We start from the raw sequence: 21,672 nt of genomic DNA, 5'->3' as shown, positions 1-21,672 counted from the left end.
CTAGACGGAGTGCAGGGCCAGCACCGGGTAGTCGGTGTAGCCGCGGTGGTCGCCGCCGAAGGCCGAGCTGAAGTCGGCCTGGTTGAGCTCGGCGCCGAGGCGCAGACGGAGCGGCAGGTCGGGGTTGGCCAGGAACGACGAGCCCAGCGCGACCAGGTCGGCGCCGCGCTCCAGCCACTGGGTGGCCCGGGTCGCCGGGTCGCCGATCGAGGGGTCGTTGACGATCAGGGCGTTCGGCCACGACTTGAGGATCTCCTGGTTGAGATCGTCGGAGGAGCTCGCCACCAGGTGCAGGTAGGCCAGGTCGAGTGCGGCGAGCTCGGAGACCAGCGTCGGGTAGACCTCGTGCGTGTCGTCCTCGACCAGGTCTCCCGCGCCGTTGCCGGGCGAGAGCCGGATGCCGACCTTGGAGGCGCCGATCCGGTCCACGACCGCCCGCGTGACCTCCACGCCGAAGCGAATCCTGTTCTCCACCGAACCGCCGAAGTGGTCCTCGCGCAGGTTGGCGTTCCGCGACAGGAACTGGTGGATGAGGTAGCCGTTGGCGCCGTGCAGTTCGACTCCGTCGAAGCCCGCGTCCACGGCGCGTGCCGAGGCGTCGGCGAAGTCCTGGACGGTCGACTCCACCTGGGCGGTCGTCAGTTCGAGCGGGGTCTGGTAGTCCTGCAGGCCGGAGGGCGTGAAGATCTGGCCCGCCGGTCGTACGGCGGAGGGCCCGATGGGCAGCGCGCCGGTGTTGTCGGGGTGGCCGATCCGGCCGGAGTGCATGATCTGGGCGAAGATCCTGCCGCCCGACGCGTGGACGGCGTCGGTGACCTCACGCCACCCGGCCACCTGTTCGTCGGTGTGCAGACCGGGAGTGTTCATGTAGCCCTTTCCCGCCTGGCTGGGCTGCACCCCCTCGGTGATGATCAAGCCCGCCGAGGCTCGCTGGGCGTAGTAGAGGGCGGTCAGGGACGAGGGGATCCCGTCGGCATAGGACCGTGAGCGCGTCATGGGCGCCATCACCAGGCGGTTGGGCAGCTGGAGACCGGCGAGCGTGAACGGTGAGAACGGCATGGTGACTCCCTTTGTTGGCTGGCCAACTTGGCTAGCCAATAAGTAGTTCTACAACTTGGTCGGCCAACATGCAAGCTGTAGGCTCGGGGGAGAACGGAAGGACCTGATCATGGCGGAGCCGCTGATCGACGAAGAGCGCGACGCGACCGAAGAAGGTGCCGTGGCCTGCGAGGGCGCCGCGGACGGGGCGTGCGGCCCAGCCGGGATGTACGGCCCGGCCACGGCCTGCGGTGAGTACGACAGTGACCTCAACTGCCTGATGGCCAACGCGACTCGCGGCCACCGCGTGCTGCTCGCAGGCCTCCTCGGGGAGATCGACCTCTACCCGGGCCAGGAGCGCGTGATGGGCGCCCTGTGGGACAACGGCCCCCAGTCACAGAACGGCCTGGCGAAAATCGTCGGCGTCGACGTGTCCACCATGACCAAGACCCTGCAGCGTCTGGAGCGCAGCGGGTTCGTCAGCCGCAGGCCCGACCCGGCCAACCGGCGGATCAGCATCGTCGACGTCACGCCCAGGGGGCACGCGCTCCGCCCCGAGGTGGACCGGGTCCTCGCCGAGATGCACCGCCGGATGATCGAGGGGCTGACGGCCGAGCAGACCGACGAGCTGTTGGTCCTGCTCTCCGTGGTCAGGGACAACCTGTGCCGCGAGGCGAAGGCCACCGAAGGCTCCGGGAGCCACGCGGGCGGCGTGCGCGTCGTCTGACGGCGTCCGTGCCGGGCCCGAGCGGGCCGGTGAGAGCCGGGCACGGCCCGGGGCGGGATTCCCCCCCGAAGTCAGTCCTTGTCGGCCCTGGTGGGGCGGAGCAGCGCCTCGGCCAGGGCCAGCATGGTCTCCTCCAGGGCGCCCAGGCGACGGGTGAGATCGGTGTGCGCGGGCTCCACGGTCTCGCTCAGGGCCTCGGAGAGCTGGTCGCGGTCGGGCAGGGCGCGGAGCGTCTCGGCCAGCGGGGCCAGCGCGGCCTCGGCCCTGATGACGCGCTCGTCCAGGGAGTCGAAGCGCTCGCGCTGCTCGTCGGTCTGAACGCCGATGAGCGCGCCGACGCCGAGGACGGCGGGCAGGCTCTCCAGGTGCTCGTCCAGGCTCTCCAGGCGCTCGGCGGACTTCTCCGCGTGCCCGTCCAGCGTGGACAGCCGGGAGTCGATGACGTCCATCCGGCCGGTGAGACGGCCCTCGATGTCGTCGAGGCGCTCGTCGAGGGTGTCGAAGCGGCCGCCGGCCGCCATGCGATGGCCGTCCAGCCGGTCGACGCGGTTGTCGATGCGGCTTTCGACGGCGGCGGCGCGCTCGTCGATCCTGGGCACGATCTGGTCGACCCTGGCGCCGACCTGCTCGATCCTGCCGCTCGTCAGATCCACCTTGCCGTTGACCTGCTCGACGGCGGCGAGCATCCGGTCGGCGGCCGTGCCGACGGCCTGCTGGACGCTCGCCGCCAGGTCGAGCATGCCCGCCTCGATGCGCCCGGTGCGCTGGGAGAGGTCGGCCAGGGCCCTGTCCAGGCGGCTGAAGCGGTGCGCCGCGACGCCCATGTCGGCCTGGAGCCTGCCGAGGTGCTCGGCCAGCTGCCGCACCTGCTCGTCGAGGCCCTGGGTGCCGTCCGAGATCGCCCGCAGGCGGGTGAGCGCCTCGTCCACGCTCTCGCCCACGGCGCCGAGATCGGTCCACAGGCTCGGCAGCTCGCCGAGGGGGGTGACCCGGTCGCGGACGGTGTCGACCCGGCGGCCGAGGGAGTCGACCCGCTCGCCGACGGCGTCGACGTGGTCGCGTACCGCCTCGACGTGCTGGGCCAGGCCCTCGGCCCAGGAGGGCGGGCGGGCCGCGATGTCGTCCAGGCGCCCGTGGACGGACTCCAGCGTGCCGTTCAGCCCGCCGATCTCGCGCTCCCTGACCTCGCGCAGCAGCCACTCCATGCCCTCCAGGCGCTGCCGGATCTCGTCGAGCACGGCGCCCTGGGTCCGCTGCTCGTAGACGTGGTCCTGTGCCGCGCGGGCGAGGAGCTCGCGCATCCGGTCGGAGATGGCGGTCTGGCTGCCTGCCTGGAGCAGGGTGTGGTCGGAATGATCCACCGAGAGCTCCTTCACTCGCCGACGCTCAGCCGCGCGGTTGGATTTGATGGGATTTGCCAATGAACGAGATGAAACCGCAGGTGAGAGAGAACTCCCGCCTGGCAACCCTAGCCTCTGGATCAAGGTTTTCCGGCAGCGAAAATAAAAGAAAGGAATTGCCGGATGGCTGGAAGAATTGACTGTTTTGGCTGGTCAGCCAGGGCCGATCCGCCGGTCAGCCGGGACTGCACACGAAGGCGAACGGCCGTTCGCCGATTCGGGTGAGAATGACCACCGCGGATTCACCGCCGGAAAGCCGGAGGTCTTTCCTGAGGCGGTCGACGTCCACCGCGGAGCCGCGCTTCTTGATCGTCACATTGCCCGCGCCGCGCTCGCGGAGAGCCGCCCGCAGCCGCTTGAGCGAGAACGGCAGCGTCTCGTGGACCTCGTACCGCGACGCCCACGGCGTCGGTGCCGCGGCGTCGCCGGTGATGTAGGCGATCTGCGGGTCGAGCAGGCGCCCGCCGACCGCCGCGGCGATCTCCGCGACCAGGTGGGCCCGGATCGCCGCGCCGTCCGGCTCGTAGATGTAGCGGCCCGCGGGGCCGGTGGCGGGATCGCCGAGGGCGGGGTCGGGCGTCATGGTGGCGCCCGACGGCAGCATCGTGGCCCTGCGCGCCGTCTCGCCCGCCAGCGTGCCGCACCAGATCACGGCCTCCTTGACGTCGCCCCTGTACGAGACCCACTCGGCCTCCGCGCCCTCGGGGACGAACTCGTACGGGATGCCGGGGGCGACCTTCAGGCAGGCGGCCCCGGCGCGGGCCACCATCTCCAGCACGGCGGGCCAGGGGGGCGAGTAGCCCATCGGGTCGAAGGTCCGGCCCCGCGCCGTACGGCGCGCGGGGTCGGCGAACAGGACGTCGAAGGCGGCCGGGTCCAGCGTGGAGGCGTCGGCGGCACGGACCGAGACCCGGTCGCCGAAGCCCAGGGCGTCCGCGTTGGCCTGGGCGATCGCGGCGGTCAGCGGGTCGGTGTCGACGGCCTCGACGGAGCAGCCGGCCCTGGCCAGGGCGAGGAGGTCGCCGCCGATGCCGCAGCAGACGTCGGCGACCCGCGAGCCCGCGGGGACGCGCCGCGCCCTGTGGTCGGCGACCTCGCGGCGGGTGGCCTGTTCCAGGCCGGTCCGGGTGAAATACATGAGATCGGCGTCGGCCCCGAACTTCTCCCTCGCGCGCAGCCGGAGCGTGGCCTGCGTGAGCGCGGCGGAGGTCAGGTCCGCGTCGTAGATCTTTCTCAACCTCGTCACCGCCGCCACCGGATCGTCGCCGGCGGTCTCGGCCGCCGCGCCCAGGGCCTCCTGGCCGCGCGGAGACAGGAGCTCCCGGAATGCGTCGAGATTCACATCACCCGACGCTACCCCCTCAGCCGTAGGGCTTCGCGAGGGGCTTCCACCTGGCTTGACGTTCGCGTGAAGCGCAGAAGGGGTGCTTCGTGTTGACTGTCAAGCCCACCTTGCATACTGTTCCGTATTGGCACTCTCCCGGTGAGAGTGCCAAATACATGCGACGAGGCAGGTCTGACACCCGCGACGGCAGACCGCTGGTCGCCTCTTCTAGATCGTTCACATCTGAAGGGGAGGTCCGACGTGACGACCGCCACCAAGGTTCCCGTTAAGCCGCTCGGCGACCGCATTGTGGTCCAGCCGCTTGAGGCCGAGCAGACCACCGCTTCCGGTCTGGTCATCCCGGACACCGCCAAGGAGAAGCCGCAAGAGGGCAAGGTCCTCGCGGTGGGTCCCGGCAACTGGGATGAGGAAGGCGAGAAGCGGATTCCGCTCGACGTCAGCGAGGGCGACGTGGTCCTCTACAGCAAGTACGGCGGCACCGAGGTGAAGTACAACGGCGAGGAGTACCTCGTGCTCTCCGCCCGTGACGTGCTCGCCATCATCGAGAAGTAATTCTCAACTTCACAAAGATGACGTATCGAGCCCCGGGTCGCGAGAGCGCCCGGGGCTTTGATGCGCCGACGTACTTATAGAGAGGATTGTCATGCCGAAGATCCTGTCGTTCGAGGAGGACGCGCGCCGAGCTCTCGAGCGCGGCGTGAACGCTCTCGCGGACGCGGTCAAGGTGACGCTGGGCCCGCGTGGCCGCAACGTCGTCATCGACAAGAAGTTCGGTGCGCCGACCATCACCAACGACGGCGTCACCATCGCCCGCGAGGTCGAGCTGGAGGCGCCGTACGAGAACCTGGGCGCCCAGCTGGCCAAGGAAGTGGCGACCAAGACCAACGACGTCGCCGGTGACGGCACGACCACCGCGACCGTCCTGGCCCAGGCCATGGTCCGCGAGGGTCTGCGCAACGTGGCCGCCGGAGCGCAGCCGCTCTCCCTCAAGCGCGGCATCGACATCGCGGCCAAGGCGGTCAGCGACCGGCTGATCGAGTCGGCCCGCCCGGTCGAGGACAAGAAGGAGATCGCGAATGTCGCGACGATCTCCGCGCAGGACGCCAAGATCGGCGAGCTGATCGCCGAGGCGTTCGACAAGGTGGGCAAGGACGGTGTCATCACCGTCGAAGAGTCCAACAGCATGGGCCTGGAGCTCGAGTTCACCGAGGGTCTCCAGTTCGACAAGGGTTACCTGTCGCCCTACATGGTGACCGACCAGGAGCGCATGGAAGCGATCCTGGAAGACCCCTACATCCTGATCACCCAGGGCAAGATCGCCTCTGTCTCGGACTTCCTGCCGCTGCTTGAGAAGATCGCGCAGACGAAGAAGGCCCTGCTGGTCATCGCCGAGGACGTCGAGGGCGAGGCCCTCGCGGTCCTCGTCACGAACAAGATCCGTGGCACCTTCACCTCCGTCGCCGTCAAGGCGCCGGGCTTCGGCGACCGCCGCAAGGCCATGCTGCAGGACATCGCCATCCTCACCGGTGGCCAGGTCGTCAGCGAGGAGATCGGCCTCAAGCTGGAGCACGTCGGCCTGGAGGTGCTGGGCACCGCCCGGCGCGTCGTCATCACCAAGGACTCCACCACCGTCGTCGACGGTGCGGGTGAGGCCTCGGCGATCGCCGACCGCGTCAAGGAGATCAAGCTCGCCATCGAGCAGTCCGACTCCGACTGGGACCGTGAGAAGCTCCAGGAGCGTCTCGCCAAGCTCTCCGGCGGTGTCTGCGTGCTCAAGGTCGGCGCGGCCACCGAGGTGGAGCTGAAGGAGAAGAAGCACCGCCTGGAGGACGCCATCTCGGCGACGCGTGCGGCGATCGAGGAGGGCATCGTCTCCGGCGGTGGCTCCGCGCTCATCCACGTCTCCAAGGTCCTCGACGACCTGGGCCTGAGCGGCGACGAGGCGACCGGTGTCTCCATCGTCCGCAAGGCGCTCGTCGAGCCGGCCCGCTGGATCGCGGAGAACGCCGGTCTCGAGGGCTACGTCGTGACGGCGAAGGTCACCGAGCTGTCCGTCGGCCAGGGCTTCAACGCCGCCACCGGCGAGTACGGCGACCTGATCGCCCAGGGCGTCATCGACCCGGTCAAGGTCACCCGCTCGGCCGTCCAGAACGCCGCCTCCATCGCCGGCATGCTGCTGACGACCGAGGCCCTCGTGGTGGACAAGCCCGAGGAGGAGGCCCCGGCCGCCGGCGGCCAGGGTCACGGCCACGGTCACGGCCACTGATCCCCCACCCCGGTTCCGCACGGCTCGCGTCTCCCAGGAGGCGCGAGCCGTTCGCGTTTTGCGGTAAACCAAAAACGATCTCAAGCGTCACGCGGGGCGGAAGGCCAAACACGGTTCTAACGAATAGCCGATGTATTTGGCAATCGAATGAAATATTTGCACATTCTGTAGTCGTTGCCGTCGCCGTTTGATTACGCGCCGTTATCTCCGCCTCAATGTGACCAATCCGTAGCCGTTTGCGATGACGACAGTCACTATCAGGGCGGGCATCATGCCTAACGTGACCGAGGGATGCGTCGCCGACGCCAAAAATGGGGTGAGGCTTGCGACGAGGTCTGATGGGGTCGCCCATAGGGATGATCTCAAGGATCTGACGAGCCTCGCCGTTCAGGGGGATCGCACCGCGATCGAATCTCTGATCGCGCAACTGCGGCCGATGGTCGTCCGATATTGCCGTGGTCGTCTGGGCCGGGTTTCCGGTCAGTATCACATCGCGGACGACGTGGCCCAGGAAGTATGCATAGCGGTGCTGTCCGCACTGCCCCGCTACCGTGACATGGGACGCCCGTTCGCGTCCTTCGTCTTCGGCATCGCGTCTCACAAGGTGGCCGACGCGCTGCGCAGCTCCGTACGATCCGCCGTGCCCACCCAGGATCTTCCTGACGGGCCCGACGAGGGTCCGGGGCCGGAGGAGACCGTGGTGCGTTACATCGAGGCCGAACACGCCCGCCGGCTGCTGTCGAGGCTGCCGGACAACCAGCGCGAGCTACTCATGCTTCGAGTGGTGTCGGGCCTTTCCGCCGAGGAGACCGGTAATGTACTTGGCATGTCACCAGGTGCGGTTCGCGTGGCCCAGCACAGGGCGCTGGCCCGGCTACGAGCGATGGCGGAGCTGGAGTCGATAGCTTGACCGCGGAGCTGTCGAGCAGGGGGCGCGAGCGAAAGCCCGAACCGCGGGACGGGGCTCGCGACGACCCGGAGCGAGAACGATCATGACAACGGTTCACCCGCGACGTCCGGCTCGCAGATACGGGCCGGACGAGGACCCGGCGGTAGCCGGGACCGACGAACTCCTGGAGGCGCTCTCCGGCAGGACGCCCGTCTCCACCTCAGACGTCGCGGTCGCCCTGCTGGCGGCCCTGGTCGACGACGTGGATCAGCGGTGTTCCTCGGTGTCGATCACGCCGTCCACGTAACCACGGGCGTATTCCCAGCTCACGTAGTCGGTGGGGTTGGGCTGGTAGGCGGGCTCGTGCACCTGGGGCTGGCCGTTCTCGATCATCTGGCGCAGGTTCCCGCGCAGCAGCTCCCAGTCGAAGTAGTGCTGCTCCCCGCATTCGGGGCAGTCGAGCACCAGGCCCAGCACACCTTGGGGCTCCAGCAATGAGCGGAAGACCTCCACGTCGGCGAGGTCGGTCATGGCCTCGTCGCGCTCGTCCGTCGTCAGTGGCTCGGGATCGTCGGGATCGCCCAGCGCCGCCGCCGGGTCGTCGGGGTCATCCGCGAACGGGTCGCGAGGGACATCGTCGAGCACGATCCCACCTTATGGCCTGGATGTGACAGACAGGTTCCGAACTGCACGAGTAGGACGCTTCAGGGCGGTACGGGCAGGTCAGCGGCCCGGTGGCACGGGCGGCGAGAGGCCCTAGACGAGCCAGCCGCGCCGGGAGGCCTCCACCCCGGCCTGGAAGCGCGACTGCGCCCCCAGCTCGGCCATGGCGTCGGCGAACCTGGCGCGCACCGTGCGGACCGAGACCCCCAGCTGCCGGGCGATCATCTCGTCGGGGACGCCCTGAGCGGCCAGCCGCAGCACCCGGACCACCCCGTCGTCGCGGTAGGTCCAGGGCAGGCGGGCCGCGCGGGCCCACAGCTCCTCGAAGAGCGAGCGCAGCGAGGCCACCACGACGGGAGCCCTGACCAGGTGGAAGTTGTAGGCGTTCTCGGGAAGCGCGCCGCCCCACTGGGCGGGCATGCCCGCGGCGTCGTCCCCCGCGACGAGGAACCAGCTCGGCAGCGTGTCGAGGGTGCGTACCTCGGCTCCCGCCTGTTCGAACTGGTCCAGCTTGTCGCGCAGGCCGGGGATCTCCAGCGTGTGGACCGGGATGGCGACCCGGCAGGAGAGCAGGCCGGCGCGCTGGGCCCCGATCCACTGGTCGGCGTAGCGGTGCGCGAAGTCGCTCATCGTCCGCCTGTCGGGGATGCCCGACAGCAGTTTCAGCGGCGGGGACTGGACGGCCATGCCGATCACGCTCTCGTAGAGCTCGTCGGCCCCTCCGACCAGGTCCACGGAGAACTGGCCGCTCTGGTAGTCGCGCCCCGCGTCGTACTGGTGGATGAAGCCGCGGATCGAGCCGAGCACGGTGTCGATCCTGCGGCTCTCGGCGGCCAGCCGGTCCAGCCTCTCCGCGATCAGATGGCCGAGGGCCGCGGCCGGGTGGCGGGCCAGGTATTCACCTCCCTGCTCGTCGACCACGCCCAGCCGTACCAGGGTGGCCAGCTCGCGGCCGAGCAGGTCGGGCGAGCCGTTGGTGGCCTGGGCGAGTTCGGCGCAGGTGGCGCGGTGCAGGCGCAGGACCGCGTTGTAAAGGGCCGTCTGGGCCGGGGTGAGCCCCAGGGTTTCCAGCGGATCGGGCAGTGCGGGTGTGTCGGTGCGCATCAGCGAGGGACTCCTGCAGGTGACACGGGTCTGGCGAGGATAACCCGGCGAATCATCCCTGTCCGGGCGTTGCTCCTACTGGCATGCCGTGGTGTGCAGCTTCGTGCAATTGCACGTTTGGACATTGCAAGAGGAACGCAACGTGACGCACTCTTGACGCAGCGTCGGCAGCAGGCGCGGGTCACGCCGCCATCCGGATGCGGAGGGGGGTTCGGTTGGCGTCAAGGCATCTCCGCGCCGATGCCGATGCCGGTGATCCGGGGGGCCGAGCGGGTCACCGACCGCTCGGTCCCCCGCTTTTCCCCCGGGTCCTCGGGGGCCCGTCTTTCCCCCGGGCCCCCCGGGACCCGTCCTCCCCAGGACCTCCGCGCCTCGTCTTTCCCCCTGGGTCCGCCGGGTTTGGCGTCAGACTCTAAACTGTGATCCGGGGGTCGGCGCCTTTCCCCGTCATGAGAGCGCCGCGGCAGGAGGGTTGCAGATGGCCAAGTTCACCGAGCCGGGGCTCACGTTCGACGATGTGCTCCTTGTTCCCGCGTATTCGGACCTGCAGCCGGGGCAGGCCGACACCACCACGCGGTTGTCGCGGGGCATCACCCTGCGGATCCCGCTGGTCTCCGCGGCGATGGACACGGTGACCGAGGCCCGCATGGCGGTGGCGATGGCACGCCAGGGCGGCATCGGCGTCCTGCACCGCAACCTGTCGATCGAGGACCAGGCCCAGCAGGCCGACCTCGTCAAGCGCTCCGAGGCCGGGATGGTCACCAACCCGGTCACCTGCTCCCCGGACGAGACGCTGGCCGACGTCGAGCGCCTCTGCGCGACGTACCGGATCTCCGGCGTCCCGGTGACCGACGAGAGCGGGGTGCTCGTCGGCATCGTCACCAACCGCGACATGCGCTTCGAGACCGACGAGAACCGCCCGGTACGCGAGGTCATGACCCCGATGCCGCTGGTCACCGCGCCGGTCGGGGTCTCCACCGACGACGCGTTCGCCCTGCTCAAGCAGAACAAGATCGAGAAGCTCCCGCTGGTCGACGCCGGAGGGCGGCTGCGCGGCCTCATCACCGTCAAGGACTTCACCAAGAGCGAGCAGTATCCTCTCGCCACCAAGGACGCCGACGGCCGGCTCGTCGTGGGGGCGGCCGTCGGCGTCGGCGGTGACGCCGAGAAGCGGGCGATCGCGCTGATCGAGGCCGGGGTCGACGTGATCGTGGTGGACGTCGCGCACGGCCACTCCAAGGGCCTCGCCGACATGATCGCCAAGATCAAGTCCAACAGCCGGGTCGAGGTGATCGGCGGCAACATCGCCACCCGCGCGGGCGCCCAGATGCTGGTCGACGCCGGGGTCGACGCGGTCAAGGTCGGTGTCGGGCCGGGCTCCATCTGCACCACGCGCGTGGTCGCCGGTGTCGGCGCCCCGCAGGTGACGGCCATCCACGAGGCCTCCCTGGCCGCGGGCCCCGCCGGGGTCCCGGTGATCGGCGACGGCGGCCTGCAGTACTCGGGCGACATCGTCAAGGCCATCGCGGCCGGGGCCGACACGGTCATGCTCGGGTCCCTGCTGGCGGGCTGCGAGGAGTCCCCGGGCGAGCTGATCTTCATCAACGGCAAGCAGTTCAAGTCGTACCGGGGCATGGGCTCGCTCGGCGCGGTCCGCAACCGCGAGCGCGGCGGCACCTCCTTCAGCAAGGACCGCTACGCCCAGGGCGACGTCGGGAACGAGGACAAGTTCATCCCCGAGGGCATCGAGGGGCAGGTCCCCTATCGAGGCCCGGTCGCCGCGGTGGCCCACCAGCTCATCGGCGGCCTGCGCCAGGGCATGTGGTACTCCGGGTGCCGTACGGTCGCCGACATGCACGAGCGGTGCGAGCTGATGCCGATCACGTCGGCAGGTCTCAAGGAGAGCCACCCGCACGACATCCAGATGACGGTCGAGGCTCCCAACTACCACGGTCGCTAGAGCGGCGCGCCCGCGCGCGGGAGAACGTGGCGTGCGGCCCCCGCACGCACGAGACGCCGCGCGCACGGCAGTACCGCATGGAACGCGGCGTGCATGGCGCACGCACGGAACACGGCGTGCGCCATGCACGCACGGAACGGGAAAGACAGACATATGACTCAGGTGGAGATCGGCCGCGGCAAGAACGGCCGTCGTGCCTACGCGCTCGACGAGATCGGCATCGTTCCCTCCCGTCGCACCCGCGACCCGGAGGAGGTCTCGATCGCCTGGCAGATCGACGCCTACCGCTTCGAGCTGCCCGTCGTGGTGAGCCCGATGGACAGCGTGGTCTCGCCGAAGACCGCCATCGAGGTCGGCAGGCTCGGCGGTCTCGCCGTGCTCGACCTCGAAGGGCTGTGGACCCGCTACGACGACCCGATGCCGCTGCTGGAAGAGGTGGCCCAGCTCAAGGGCGAGCCCGCCACGAAGCGGCTGCAGGAGATCTACAACGCGCCGATCAAGGAAGAGCTGATCGGCCGCCGTATCGAGGAGATCCGCGCCGCCGGGGTGGCGACGGCCGTCCGGCTGTCCCCGCAGCGCACGGTCCAGTACCACAAGGCCGTCATCGACGCGGGCGTGGACATCTTCGTGATCCGCGGCACCACGGTCTCCGCCGAGCACGTCTCCGGCAGGGCCGAGCCGCTCAACCTCAAGCAGTTCATCTACGAGCTCGACGTCCCCGTGGTCGTCGGCGGGTGCGCCACCTACACCGCGGCGCTGCACCTGATGCGGACCGGCGCGGCCGGGGTGCTCGTCGGCTTCGGCGGTGGCGCCTCGCACACCACCCGCACGGTGCTGGGCGTGGTGGTGCCGATGGCCACCGCGATCTCCGACGTGGCCGCCGCCCGCCGCGACTACATGGACGAGTCCGGTGGCCGGTACGTCCATGTCATCGCCGACGGCGGCATGGGCACCTCCGGCGACATCGCCAAGGCGATCGCCGTGGGCGCGGACGCGGTCATGGTCGGCTCGCCGCTGGCGAGGGCCGTCGAGGCTCCCGGCCAGGGATTCCACTGGGGTTCCGAGGCGCAGCACCCCGAGCTGCCCAGGGGCAAGCGGGTCGAGTTCGGCACGGTCGGTACGCTGGAGCAGATCCTGCACGGCCCCTCCTCGGTGGCCGACGGCTCGATGAACCTGATGGGCGCGCTCAAGCGCACGATGGCCACCGCCGGATACTCCGACCTCAAGGAGTTCCAGCGGGTCGAGGTCGTCGTCGCCCCGCAGATCAGCTGACCTCTCGCGAGGCGGGGCCCGGCCTCTCGCGAGCCCGACCTTTCGCGAGGCCGGGCTCCCGCGCCTGTGAGCGGGCTCCTGCGAGATCGGCCTCACGAGATCGGGCCTCCCGCGAGATCGGCCTCTCGCGGGGGCCGGAGGGATCTCGCGGGACGGTTGCCGGTGACCCGGCCGGCCGGTCGGGGTCTCGTGCGTGGGCGCCCGGTCCGGTGGGCCGGGTGCTCGCCGTCTTCCGTGCGACGGCGATAACCGAAATGACGCGCGTGAAGAAATCTGTGAGCATTCATACGTGCCAAATGATCAAGAACTCCGGGTCGCCCTCAAGGAAGGGCCCTTCCACGCCGCGCTGCGCGCCGCGGTGGAGGCTCGTGGGATGACCCTGGGCGGGCTCCGGCGGCATCTCGGGGAACGCGGTCTCCGGGTCGGGATGACGAGCCTGAGCTACTGGCAGCAGGGCCTGCGCCGTCCTGAGCGTCCCGAGTCGCTGCGCGCGGTGCGTGCCCTGGAGGAGATCCTCGTCCTGCCTCCGCGCTCCCTCATGGCCCTTCTCGGCCCGCCCCGGCCGCGCGGGCGGGACGCGGGGAAGCTCCCGGTGGGAGCCCTGCCCTACTCCGCGATCATGGAATCCTCCCACACGCTGTCGGCGATGATCCACGACCTGAACGGGGTGGCCGACGACCGGCGCCTGCACATCGCAGGGATGTACGAGACGCTGCAGATCGGTCCCGACCGCAGCACCGTGCGGCGCGAGACGCTCCAGGTGGTGCAGGCGCACGAGGAGGCCACCGACCGCTACATCATGGTCTACCGGGGCGATCTGGGATGTGACGTGGAGCGGGTGCGCGTCCGGGCTCTGGAGGACTGCCGGGTCGGACGGGTCCGCCGCGACGGGCCGACCGCCCTGGTCGTGGCGGAGCTACTGTTCGACCAGGTGCTGCGGACCGGCGAAACGCAGATCATCCGCTACGAGCTGGCCGACCCGAGCGGCGTGGAGACCGTCGAGTACGAGCGGGGCTTCCGGTACCCGGCCGGGCAGTACGTGCTCCGGGTGGGTTTCGCGCCCGAAGCCCTCCCGGTGCGCGTCCAGCGGTTCGCCCGCCACGGCCCCGGCACCGGGGAACAGGACCTCGGCGAGCTCTCCCTCAACGCCCACAACACCGTGCACCTGGTGGCCGGGTCGCTGGAACCCGGCCTGGTCGGCATCCGCTGGGACTGGTCCTGAACGGCCCGCGTCCACCTCACGCGGCGGGCCGGCCAGGCCCCGCGTTTCGGCCGGGCGGCGGGGCGCCGGCCCGGGGGCGCCGGAGGCCGGCCCGGGTTCGGTGATCCGGGGATCAGCGGGGTTCGGTGATCCAGGTGCCCCCGCGCATGACGCCGGAGACCTCCAGGTCGTCGGTGAGCACCACCAGGTCGGCCCGCTTGCCGACCGAGACGGATCCCAGGTGGTCGGCGAGGCCGAGAACCCTCGCGGGGGTCAGGGAGGCGATCTCGGACGCCTCGGCCAGTGACAGACCCACCTCGCGCACGGCTCGCCGGAACGCGACGTCCATGGTCAGGGTGCTGCCCGCGATGGTGCCGCCCTCGGCCAGCCGGGCCACCCCACCCGCGACGTTCACCGTCATCGGGCCGAGCCCGTAGACGCCGTCGCCCATGCCCGCCGCCGCCATGGCGTCGGTGATCAGCGCGGTCCTGCCGGGACCCGCGACCTCGAAGGCCAGGCGCGTCATGGCCGGGTGCAGGTGCACGCCGTCGTTGATCAGCTCGACCGTGACGCGCTCGTCCTGGAGCAGCGCGGCGATCGGCCCGGGGTCGCGGTGGTGCAGCGGCGGCATCGCGTTGTAGAGGTGGGTCGCGACGCTGCCGCCCGCCTCGATGCCGGAGATCGTCTGCTCGTAGGTCGCGTCGCTGTGGCCGAGGGCGGCGATCACCCCGTTGGCCACCGCCTCCCGTACGGTCTCCAGCGCGCCGGGCAGCTCGGCGGCGATGGTGATCATCCGTACGTGACCGCGCCCGGCCTTGAGCAGCCCGGCGAACTCCACCGGCGAGGGGTCGCGCAGCAGCGCCGGGTTGTGCGCGCCGCACCGGGCGGCGGAGATGTAGGGGCCCTCGAAGTGGATCCCGGCCAGCAGGCCGTCCTCGCACAGGTCGGCGAGGGACGCGGCGACCCTGGCCAGGTCGTCCGTGGAGGCGGTGACCAGGCTGGCCATGAGCGTGGTGGTGCCGTGACGGGCGTGCAGGTCGACGGCCTGGCTCGCCTGGTCCGGGTCGCCGGTGGGAAAGGAGCCGCCCGCCCCGCCGTGGTTGTGGATGTCGACGAAGCCGGGCACGACGTACCGGCCGCCGAGAGCGAGCCCGGCACCGGGGGCCGAGCCCTGGCCCACGTGGGTGATGCGGCCGTCTTCGATGGTGAGCCAGCCTTCGTGGACACCTTCGGGGGTCACGACGCGGGCGTCGGCGAGTGTGATGCTCATGGTCCCATCCTCGCGGGTTCCCGGGAGAACCGGCTCCCGGCACTCCCGGGCCTGGAGCTCGCGCCGAGAACCACGGCGCGGACCGGAACGAGCCCTTCCCGGCCTCACGGGACCTCACGGACCTTTCCCCGGCCTCACGGGACTTCGCGAACCTTCACGGACCTCGCGGGACCTCGCGGGACCTCGCGGGACCTCGCGGGACCTCGCGGGACCTCGCGGGACCTCGCGGGGTCTTATGGGGTCTTACGGGGCCTTACGGGGAAGGGTGTGACCGCGCTGCCGGCGACGCCCGCGACAGGGGGCGAACGGCGGGACACCGCCCGGCCCCGGTCACGCCGGGTTCCCGGCGACCGCCGTACGGCCGGAGTGAACTCACGTCGGCCGCCTCCGGCCGAGGGCGAGGCCGATGCTGAGACCGACCACGACGCCGATGGGGATGAGGATCGCGGGCTGGAGCCAGTACATTCCGGCCAGGCCGCCGATCACGCCGCCCGCGATCGAGCAGACGGTCATGAACATGATCTGCCGGGAGTTCTCGCTCGCCATTGTTCCTCCTGAATTCGTGGTGAAAATACCTCGGTTCCTGTGTCCAAATGGTGTCAGTCAAGGTCGCGGTGGACATAGGAATGCTGTCACGGACTTGTCATGACAGTTGTCATTCTTTGTGCGTGAAGAATGATGGAAAACCCGGAATGTGAAGGGGTGTCGTCGTGAAATCGAAAGTTCGAACACGGGGCCCGGTTCCCGGCCGGTGGGAAGCATGGCGCAGGGGAGGGGCAGGCGGCCGGGCACGAATGTGGAGGCGTGGCGCGCGGGTCTTCCCCATGACAGCCGTCACGGGGAAGTGGTGACACACAGGCTAGGCGTGCCGCCCCCTGTTTCGGCCACGCTTGACCGCATGGGAAACACGTCGATCCCGGAAGCCGGCGGGAAAAGGGAACCCCGGCCGACGGCGCTTCGCGCTGCCGGGTTGCACAAGAGATACGGAGACGTCCACGCCGTCAGAGGCGTCGACCTGACGATCGCCCCCGGTGAGGTCGTCACCCTGCTCGGACCGAACGGCGCGGGAAAATCCACGACGGTGGACATGATCCTCGGGCTGACCAGGCCGGACAGCGGCGAGATCCTCGTGTTCGGGCGTTCGCCCGCCCAGGCCGTCAGGGAGGGCCTCGTCGGCGCGGTGCTCCAGGAGGGGGCGCTGCTGGAGGACGCCACGGTCGGGGAGATCGTCGGGATGGTCGCCTCGCTGCACCGCAAGCCGCTCACGGTTCACGAGGCCCTGCGCAGGGCGGGGATCGAGGACCTCCGGCAGCGGAGGTCGACCAGGCTCTCGGGAGGCCAGAAGCAGAGGGTGCGATTCGCCGTCGCCATGGTCTCCGACCCGGACCTCCTGCTGCTCGACGAGCCGACGACCGGAATGGACGTGACCACACGCCGCGAGTTCTGGAGGTCGATGCGGGAATTCACCGCCCTGGGCCGCACGGTGATCTTCGCGACCCACCATCTGGAGGAGGCCGAGGAGTACGCCGACAAGGTCGTCTTCCTGAGGAAGGGGCTGGTGGTCGCCGACGGTCCGATCGACCAGGTGAGAAGGTTGGCGGCCGGCCGCGTCCTGCGCGCCGTCATCCCCGGGGCCGCCAGGGAGGCCCTGCTCGCCCTGCCCGGCGTCGTCAACGTCGAGATCTTCGGGGAGAAGGTGGAGATGGTCAGCTCCGACTCCGACGTCACCCTGCGCGCGCTGCTGCCCGGCTTTCCGGGGGCGCGCGGCATCGAGGTCGCCGGTGTCGGCCTGGACGAGGTCTTCTTCGCTCTCACGGCCGAGGGCGCTCTCGCCGACGGCGCTCTCACGACCGGCGAGGGGGAGCGGTGATGAGATTCGGATACCTGGCCCTGGAACTCCGCAGGGCGCTGCGGCAACCGGGGACACTCCTGTTCGTCGTGGGGTTCCCCGGCGCGTTCTACCTCCTCGAAACGCTGATCTTCGAGACGCAGATGCCCGGGGACGCCCCCTACCCGGCGGCGGTCGTCGTCCTTCCCGCCATGACCGCCTGGGGCGTGCTGCTGGCCGGGATGCTCGTCGGCACCCAGGTGGTGAACGAGCGGGCCGCGGGCTGGCAGCGGCAGCTCCGGCTGACACCGCTCTCGGGGGCCGGCTACCTCCTGGGCAAGGGGGCGGTGGGCATGCTCGTCGCGCTGCCGCCGCCGCTGGTGGTCGCGCTCATCGCGGCCCTGGTGAGGGACGTGCGGCTGGAGCCCGGCGCCTGGCTCGTCCTGATCCTCCTCGTCTGGCTCGGCGGGCTGCCCTTCGCCATCCTGGGACTGCTGATCGGTCAGACGGCGGGAAAGGACAACGTCCAGCAGATCACGATCGTCGGGATGCTGGTGCTGGCGATCTTCGGCGGCATGTTCATGCCGCTGGACACTCTCCCGCCGTGGTTCACCTCCGTCGGGCACCTCACGCCCGGTTACTGGCTGACAGAGGTCGCCCGGTCGGCGGTCCTGCCCGATCGCGACATCCTGCCGGCGGGCGGGGTGCTCGTAGGCTGGTCGGTGGTGCTGGCGGGCGCGGCGATGTGGCGTTATCGCCATGATTCCAGCCGGAGTTGAGTCCTTGATGGAGAGAGCCGAGCGCGGCCGGAGCGGTGACGGCACCCGCGCGCGCGGGGCCGTCGGAGACCTGGGAAGGTCCCTGTTCCTGCCCGCCTCGTCGACCTGGGACCGGCGGGTCGTCATGATCTCGGTGGGGCTGACCACGCTGTTCAGCGCCCTCATGATCCCGACCTGGCTGCACGCCCTCGCCTCGCTCGGGCCGCACCGGCAGGCCTGGGCGATAGGGGTGGGGGTGGCCTACACCGCCGCGTACCTGCTCTTCGTGGCGATGGGCCAGTGGGAGGCCTGGATCGTACGGGCGGTGCTGTGCCTGACCCTGATGGGACTGGGCGCCGCTCTGATCGTCCTCATGGGGCTGGGCAACTCCTGGGTGCTGATGTTCGCCCTCTGCGTCATCGCGGTGATGGCCAAACGCGAGGTGGCCGCCGTCGTGACGGTGCTCGCGCTCGCCGGGCTCGCCGTGGGCGCGTTGCTGACCGGCGGCCTGGCCGAGCAGCTGACCAACATCGTCATCCTCGGCGCGGTCAGCAGCGCCACCGCCCTGCTGGCCCGGCTGATGGACGCGAACGAGGAGCTGAGGCGGACGCGCGACCAGGTCGCCGCGCTCGCGGTGGACCAGGAAAGAGAACGTTTCGCCAGGGACCTCCACGACATCCTGGGGCACGGCCTCACCACCATCACGCTGAAGGCGGGCCTGGTCAGGCGGATCCTGGAGAGCTCGGGCGACCTCGGCGCGGCCGCCCGCGAGGCCGGTGACGTGGAGCGGCTGTCCAGGCAGGCGCTGGCGGACGTGCGTGCCACCGTTTCCGGATACCGGCAGGTCACGCTCTCGGGGGAGCTGGTCGTGGCGAAGGAGGCACTGCGCGTCGCCGGCATCCGGGCGCAGCTGCCGTACGCCGTCGACGACGTCCACCCGGGGCTGCAGGAGGTCTTCGGGCACGTGCTGCGCGAGGCGGTGACCAATGTGGTCAGGCACTCCTCGGCCGGGCGGGTCACCGTCGGCATGGGGGGAAACTGGCTGGAGGTGTACGACGACGGGACCGGCACCGCCGTGCGGTGGGGAAACGGGCTGCGCGGCCTGGAGGAACGCCTGCGGGCCGTGGGTGGCACACTTGAGGCCGGTCCGCGCGAACAGGGCGGTTTCGCCGTGCGGGCGGTCGTTCCCACGGCGCGGGACCGGCGGCGGGGGGAACGGGCCACGGGGGTGGATCAGGGATGATCAGGGTTCTCATCGCCGACGACCAGGCGCTGGTGCGCGGTGCCCTCGCGGCGATGCTCGGCCTGGAGCCGGACATCACCGTGGTGGCGCAGGTCGGCTCGGGCGACGAGATCCTCCCGGCGGCCCGCGAGGCCTCCCCCGACGTGGCGCTGATCGACGTGCAGATGCCGGGCAAGGACGGGCTGACCGCGGCGGAGGAGCTCCACGGGGAGCTTCCGGCCTGCCGCGTCCTCGTGTGCACGACCTTCGGCCGTCCCGGCTATCTCACGCGCGCGATGGCGGCGGGGGCCTTCGGGTTCATCGTCAAGGACGCCTCCCCGGAGGATCTCGCGGACGCGGTGCGCAAGGTCCACCGGGGTATCCGGGTGGTCGACCCGGTCCTCGCCACCGAGTCGCTGGTGTACGGGATCAACCCGCTGACGGCGCGCGAGCGCGAGGTGCTGACCGCGGTCGGCGCGGGGAACGCCATCGCCGAGGTCGCGAAGCTGCTGCATCTCACCGAGGGCACGGTGCGCAACCACCTCTCGGCGGCCATCGGCAAGACGGGCACCCGCGGCAGGAGTGAGGCCGCCGTGGTGGCCAGGGAACGCGGCTGGCTGTAGTCGTGTGGTGGTCGTAAGCGCTCCGGGCGATCCAGGGGTGGCGTGCGGGGGCGCCGTCCGGGCGGGGGAACCTCGTTAGACGATTTATGAGTCTCCCTCATGTTTCCTGCCCTCCGAGGCCGGGTGACGGGTGCCGGCCAGGGGGTTCACCGGCCGGAGTGAGGGGTTCCCGTGGCGTTGTCCTCCCTTTGACTCCTCGTTGTCTTCTCGCTGTTCACGGGGGTATGGCGTGAATCACGGCCGCCTTTCCCTACCGGCCGGTAATGATGCCTAGGGTAGATGGGTAGATACCTCACGTAAGGCGACAAGCCGCACCCCAGGGGGTTGCACATGACGGCGCGAATGGGCACCGGACGGCTCGGCCCTGCCGAGCGGTCCGCCGCACTGGCGCAGATGAGCGCCGAGGAACTCGACGTGGTGGTGATCGGAGGCGGGGTCGTCGGAGCGGGAGTCGCGCTGGACGCGGCGACCCGAGGATTGTCCGTCGGGCTGCTGGAGGCGCGTGACTTCGCCTCGGGCACCTCGTCCAGGTCGTCCAAGCTCATCCACGGCGGGCTGCGCTATCTGGAACAGCTCAATTTCGAGCTGGTCAGGGAGGCGCTCCAGGAGCGGGCCCTGCTGCTGCAGCGGATCGCCCCGCACCTGGTCAGACCGGTGCCGTTCCTGTTCCCGCTGACGCATTTCGGCTGGGAGCGGCCCTATGTCGGCGCGGGCCTGGTGATGTACGACACGATGGGCTTCTCCACCGGGCTCTCCCGGGGCGTACCCGGCCACAGGCACCTGTCGCGCAAGAGGGCGTTGCGGCTCGCGCCCGCGCTGCGCAGGACGGCGTTCTCCGGGGCGGTGCAGTACTGGGACGCGCAGGTCGACGACGCGCGCTACGTCATGACCATGCTGCGGACGGCGGCCACGTACGGCGCCAACGTCGCCTCGCGGACGCAGGTGGTGGGTTTCCTGCGCGAGGGGGAGCGGGTCACCGGGGTCAGGGTGTGCGACCTGGAGACCGGCAGGGAGGTGGACGTGCGGGCCCGCCAGGTGGTCAACGCCACCGGCGTGTGGACCGACGACATCCAGGAGCTGGTCGGCGGGCGCGGGCAGATCCACGTACGCGCCTCCAAGGGCATCCACCTGGTGGTGCCGCGCGACCGGATCCACTCGCTCACCGGGATCATCCTGCGCACCGAGAAGTCGGTGCTTTTCGTCATCCCCTGGGGCCGTCACTGGATCATCGGCACCACCGACACCCGGTGGGAGCTGGACCGGGCCCACCCGGCGGCGTCGCGGTCGGACATCGACTACGTCCTCGACCACGTCAACGAGGTGCTCTCGGTCCCGCTCACCCGCGAGGACGTCGAGGGCGTCTACGCCGGGCTGCGCCCGCTGCTGTCGGGGGAGTCGGAGGAGACGTCCAAGCTCTCCCGCGAGCACGTGGTGGCCCATCCCGTCCCGGGGCTGGTCATGGTGGCCGGGGGGAAATACACGACATATCGTGTTATGGCGAAGGACGCGGTCGACGCCGTGGCACACGGCCTGGACCAGCGGGTTCCGGCCTCCTGCACCGACCGCATCCCGCTGGCCGGGGCCGAGGGCTACCAGGCGCTGTGGAACTCCCGGCAGCGGCTGGCCCAGTCCTCCGGGCTGCACGTGGCCAGGATCGAGCACCTGCTCCAGCGGTACGGGTCGATGATCGACGAGGTGCTGGCGCTGATCGAGCGGGACCCGTCGCTGGCCAAGCCGCTGGCGGGGGCCGACGACTACCTCCGGGCGGAGGTGGTCTACGCGGCGACCCACGAGGGCGCCCGGCACGTGAACGACGTGCTGACCCGGCGTACGCACATCTCGATCGAGACCTTCCACCGGGGGCTGGGCGTGGTCGAGGAGACGGCCCAGCTGCTCGCCGAGCCGCTGGGCTGGGACGCCGAGCAGATCAAGCGCGAGGTGGAGTACTACACCAAGCGCGTCGAGTCCGAGCGCCTCTCCCAGGAGCAGGACACCGACCAGGAGGCCGACGCCATCCGCCTCGGCGCCCCGGAGATCGTGCCGGTGGCCAGCCCCGAGACGAACCCGGTCTGACCCTCCCCGGAACCAGAGCCCCCGGAACCAGAG

At 70.3% G+C, this 21,672-nt stretch carries 20 protein-coding genes; 13 read left to right on the top strand and 7 right to left on the bottom strand.

Translation table 11 applies throughout. The features are described from left to right. Positions 1–1,059 (bottom strand): alkene reductase, encoded by a 1,059-nt coding sequence (locus tag ACSDR0_RS11960; RefSeq protein WP_435288849.1) that lies wholly within the window; start codon positions 1,057–1,059, stop codon positions 1–3. 109 nt (positions 1,060–1,168) lie between these two features. Here ACSDR0_RS11960 and ACSDR0_RS11955 point away from each other — a divergent pair, with 109 nt between their 5' ends. Beyond that, entirely contained in the window at positions 1,169–1,765 is a 597-nt protein-coding gene (locus ACSDR0_RS11955) for a MarR family winged helix-turn-helix transcriptional regulator (RefSeq protein WP_435288848.1), read from the top strand. A 71-nt stretch (positions 1,766–1,836) separates the two neighbouring features. On the opposite strand, the gene ACSDR0_RS11950 is transcribed toward ACSDR0_RS11955, so the two are convergent. Continuing rightward, positions 1,837–3,126 carry a hypothetical protein gene (locus ACSDR0_RS11950; protein WP_435288847.1) on the bottom strand — a complete coding sequence of 430 codons (1,290 nt, stop codon included), beginning with the start codon at positions 3,124–3,126 and terminating at the stop codon, positions 1,837–1,839. Positions 3,127–3,340: 214 nt separating this feature from the next. Continuing rightward, positions 3,341–4,507: a class I SAM-dependent methyltransferase gene (locus ACSDR0_RS11945; RefSeq protein WP_435288846.1), complete on the bottom strand. Its 1,167-nt coding sequence runs from the start codon at positions 4,505–4,507 to the stop codon at positions 3,341–3,343. A gap of 243 nt (positions 4,508–4,750) precedes the next feature. Between ACSDR0_RS11945 and groES the strand changes: the two genes are divergently transcribed. From groES to ACSDR0_RS11925, 4 genes are all read left to right on the top strand, one after another. Then, on the top strand, positions 4,751–5,062 hold the full coding sequence (gene groES / locus ACSDR0_RS11940) for a co-chaperone GroES (RefSeq protein ID WP_329090052.1): 312 nt from the start codon (positions 4,751–4,753) through the stop codon (positions 5,060–5,062). Between the two features lie 91 nt (positions 5,063–5,153). Continuing rightward, positions 5,154–6,776 (top strand): chaperonin GroEL, encoded by a 1,623-nt coding sequence (gene groL / locus ACSDR0_RS11935; RefSeq protein ID WP_435288845.1) that lies wholly within the window; start codon positions 5,154–5,156, stop codon positions 6,774–6,776. A 271-nt stretch (positions 6,777–7,047) separates the two neighbouring features. Beyond that, positions 7,048–7,686, top strand: coding sequence for a sigma-70 family RNA polymerase sigma factor (locus ACSDR0_RS11930; RefSeq protein WP_329090055.1), 639 nt, complete (start codon positions 7,048–7,050; stop codon positions 7,684–7,686). Positions 7,687–7,768: 82 nt separating this feature from the next. Further along, positions 7,769–7,972 carry an anti-sigma-D factor RsdA gene (locus ACSDR0_RS11925; RefSeq protein WP_435288844.1) on the top strand — a complete coding sequence of 68 codons (204 nt, stop codon included), beginning with the start codon at positions 7,769–7,771 and terminating at the stop codon, positions 7,970–7,972. On the opposite strand, the gene ACSDR0_RS11920 is transcribed toward ACSDR0_RS11925, so the two are convergent. Both ACSDR0_RS11920 and ACSDR0_RS11915 read right to left on the bottom strand, forming a co-directional pair. Beyond that, entirely contained in the window at positions 7,933–8,310 is a 378-nt protein-coding gene (locus ACSDR0_RS11920) for a DUF5319 family protein (RefSeq protein ID WP_326635634.1), read from the bottom strand. The genes ACSDR0_RS11925 and ACSDR0_RS11920 overlap by 40 nt on opposite strands. Before the next feature lie 111 nt (positions 8,311–8,421). Beyond that, positions 8,422–9,432 (bottom strand): LuxR C-terminal-related transcriptional regulator, encoded by a 1,011-nt coding sequence (locus ACSDR0_RS11915; protein WP_435288843.1) that lies wholly within the window; start codon positions 9,430–9,432, stop codon positions 8,422–8,424. A 478-nt stretch (positions 9,433–9,910) separates the two neighbouring features. Between ACSDR0_RS11915 and guaB the strand changes: the two genes are divergently transcribed. The 3 genes from guaB (at position 9,911) to ACSDR0_RS11900 (ending at position 13,886) form a co-directional block, all read left to right on the top strand. After that, positions 9,911–11,392 (top strand): IMP dehydrogenase, encoded by a 1,482-nt coding sequence (guaB, locus tag ACSDR0_RS11910; RefSeq protein ID WP_435288842.1) that lies wholly within the window; start codon positions 9,911–9,913, stop codon positions 11,390–11,392. Positions 11,393–11,545: 153 nt separating this feature from the next. Continuing rightward, positions 11,546–12,664 carry a GuaB3 family IMP dehydrogenase-related protein gene (locus ACSDR0_RS11905; RefSeq protein ID WP_435288841.1) on the top strand — a complete coding sequence of 373 codons (1,119 nt, stop codon included), beginning with the start codon at positions 11,546–11,548 and terminating at the stop codon, positions 12,662–12,664. Between the two features lie 289 nt (positions 12,665–12,953). Continuing rightward, positions 12,954–13,886, top strand: a complete 933-nt coding sequence (locus tag ACSDR0_RS11900) for a hypothetical protein (protein ID WP_435288840.1) — start codon at positions 12,954–12,956, stop codon at positions 13,884–13,886. 112 nt (positions 13,887–13,998) lie between these two features. Here ACSDR0_RS11900 and nagA read toward each other — a convergent pair whose 3' ends face one another. Both nagA and ACSDR0_RS11890 read right to left on the bottom strand, forming a co-directional pair. Beyond that, a complete protein-coding gene (gene nagA, locus ACSDR0_RS11895) occupies positions 13,999–15,135 on the bottom strand; it encodes an N-acetylglucosamine-6-phosphate deacetylase (protein ID WP_435288839.1) in 1,137 nt (378 codons plus the stop codon). 372 nt (positions 15,136–15,507) lie between these two features. Next, the gene (locus ACSDR0_RS11890) at positions 15,508–15,681 is read right to left on the bottom strand and encodes a hypothetical protein (protein ID WP_435288838.1); all 174 of its coding nucleotides are present in this window, start codon (positions 15,679–15,681) and stop codon (positions 15,508–15,510) included. 424 nt (positions 15,682–16,105) lie between these two features. Between ACSDR0_RS11890 and ACSDR0_RS11885 the strand changes: the two genes are divergently transcribed. The 5 genes from ACSDR0_RS11885 to ACSDR0_RS11865 all read left to right on the top strand — a co-directional run bounded on the left by ACSDR0_RS11885 (position 16,106) and on the right by ACSDR0_RS11865 (position 21,639). Then, complete coding sequence (locus ACSDR0_RS11885; RefSeq protein WP_435288837.1) at positions 16,106–17,005, top strand: ABC transporter ATP-binding protein; 900 nt, start codon at positions 16,106–16,108, stop codon at positions 17,003–17,005. Then, a complete protein-coding gene (locus ACSDR0_RS11880; RefSeq protein WP_435288836.1) occupies positions 17,005–17,742 on the top strand; it encodes an ABC transporter permease in 738 nt (245 codons plus the stop codon). The genes ACSDR0_RS11885 and ACSDR0_RS11880 overlap by 1 nt, the downstream gene beginning before the upstream one ends. Before the next feature lie 7 nt (positions 17,743–17,749). Next, complete coding sequence (locus ACSDR0_RS11875; RefSeq protein ID WP_435288835.1) at positions 17,750–18,964, top strand: sensor histidine kinase; 1,215 nt, start codon at positions 17,750–17,752, stop codon at positions 18,962–18,964. After that, positions 18,961–19,566, top strand: a complete 606-nt coding sequence (locus ACSDR0_RS11870; protein WP_435288834.1) for a response regulator — start codon at positions 18,961–18,963, stop codon at positions 19,564–19,566. Before ACSDR0_RS11875 ends, ACSDR0_RS11870 begins: the two co-directional genes overlap by 4 nt. A 330-nt stretch (positions 19,567–19,896) precedes the next feature. Continuing rightward, complete coding sequence (locus tag ACSDR0_RS11865) at positions 19,897–21,639, top strand: glycerol-3-phosphate dehydrogenase/oxidase (RefSeq protein ID WP_435288833.1); 1,743 nt, start codon at positions 19,897–19,899, stop codon at positions 21,637–21,639. Positions 21,640–21,672: the final 33 nt, after the last annotated feature.

It is taken from the genome of Streptosporangium sp. G11 (assembly GCF_051192615.1).
In the GTDB taxonomy this organism is placed as follows: domain Bacteria; phylum Actinomycetota; class Actinomycetes; order Streptosporangiales; family Streptosporangiaceae; genus Streptosporangium.
The sequence above is the reverse complement of the archived record's forward strand: the minus strand, read 5'-3'. Positions and strand labels throughout refer to the sequence as shown.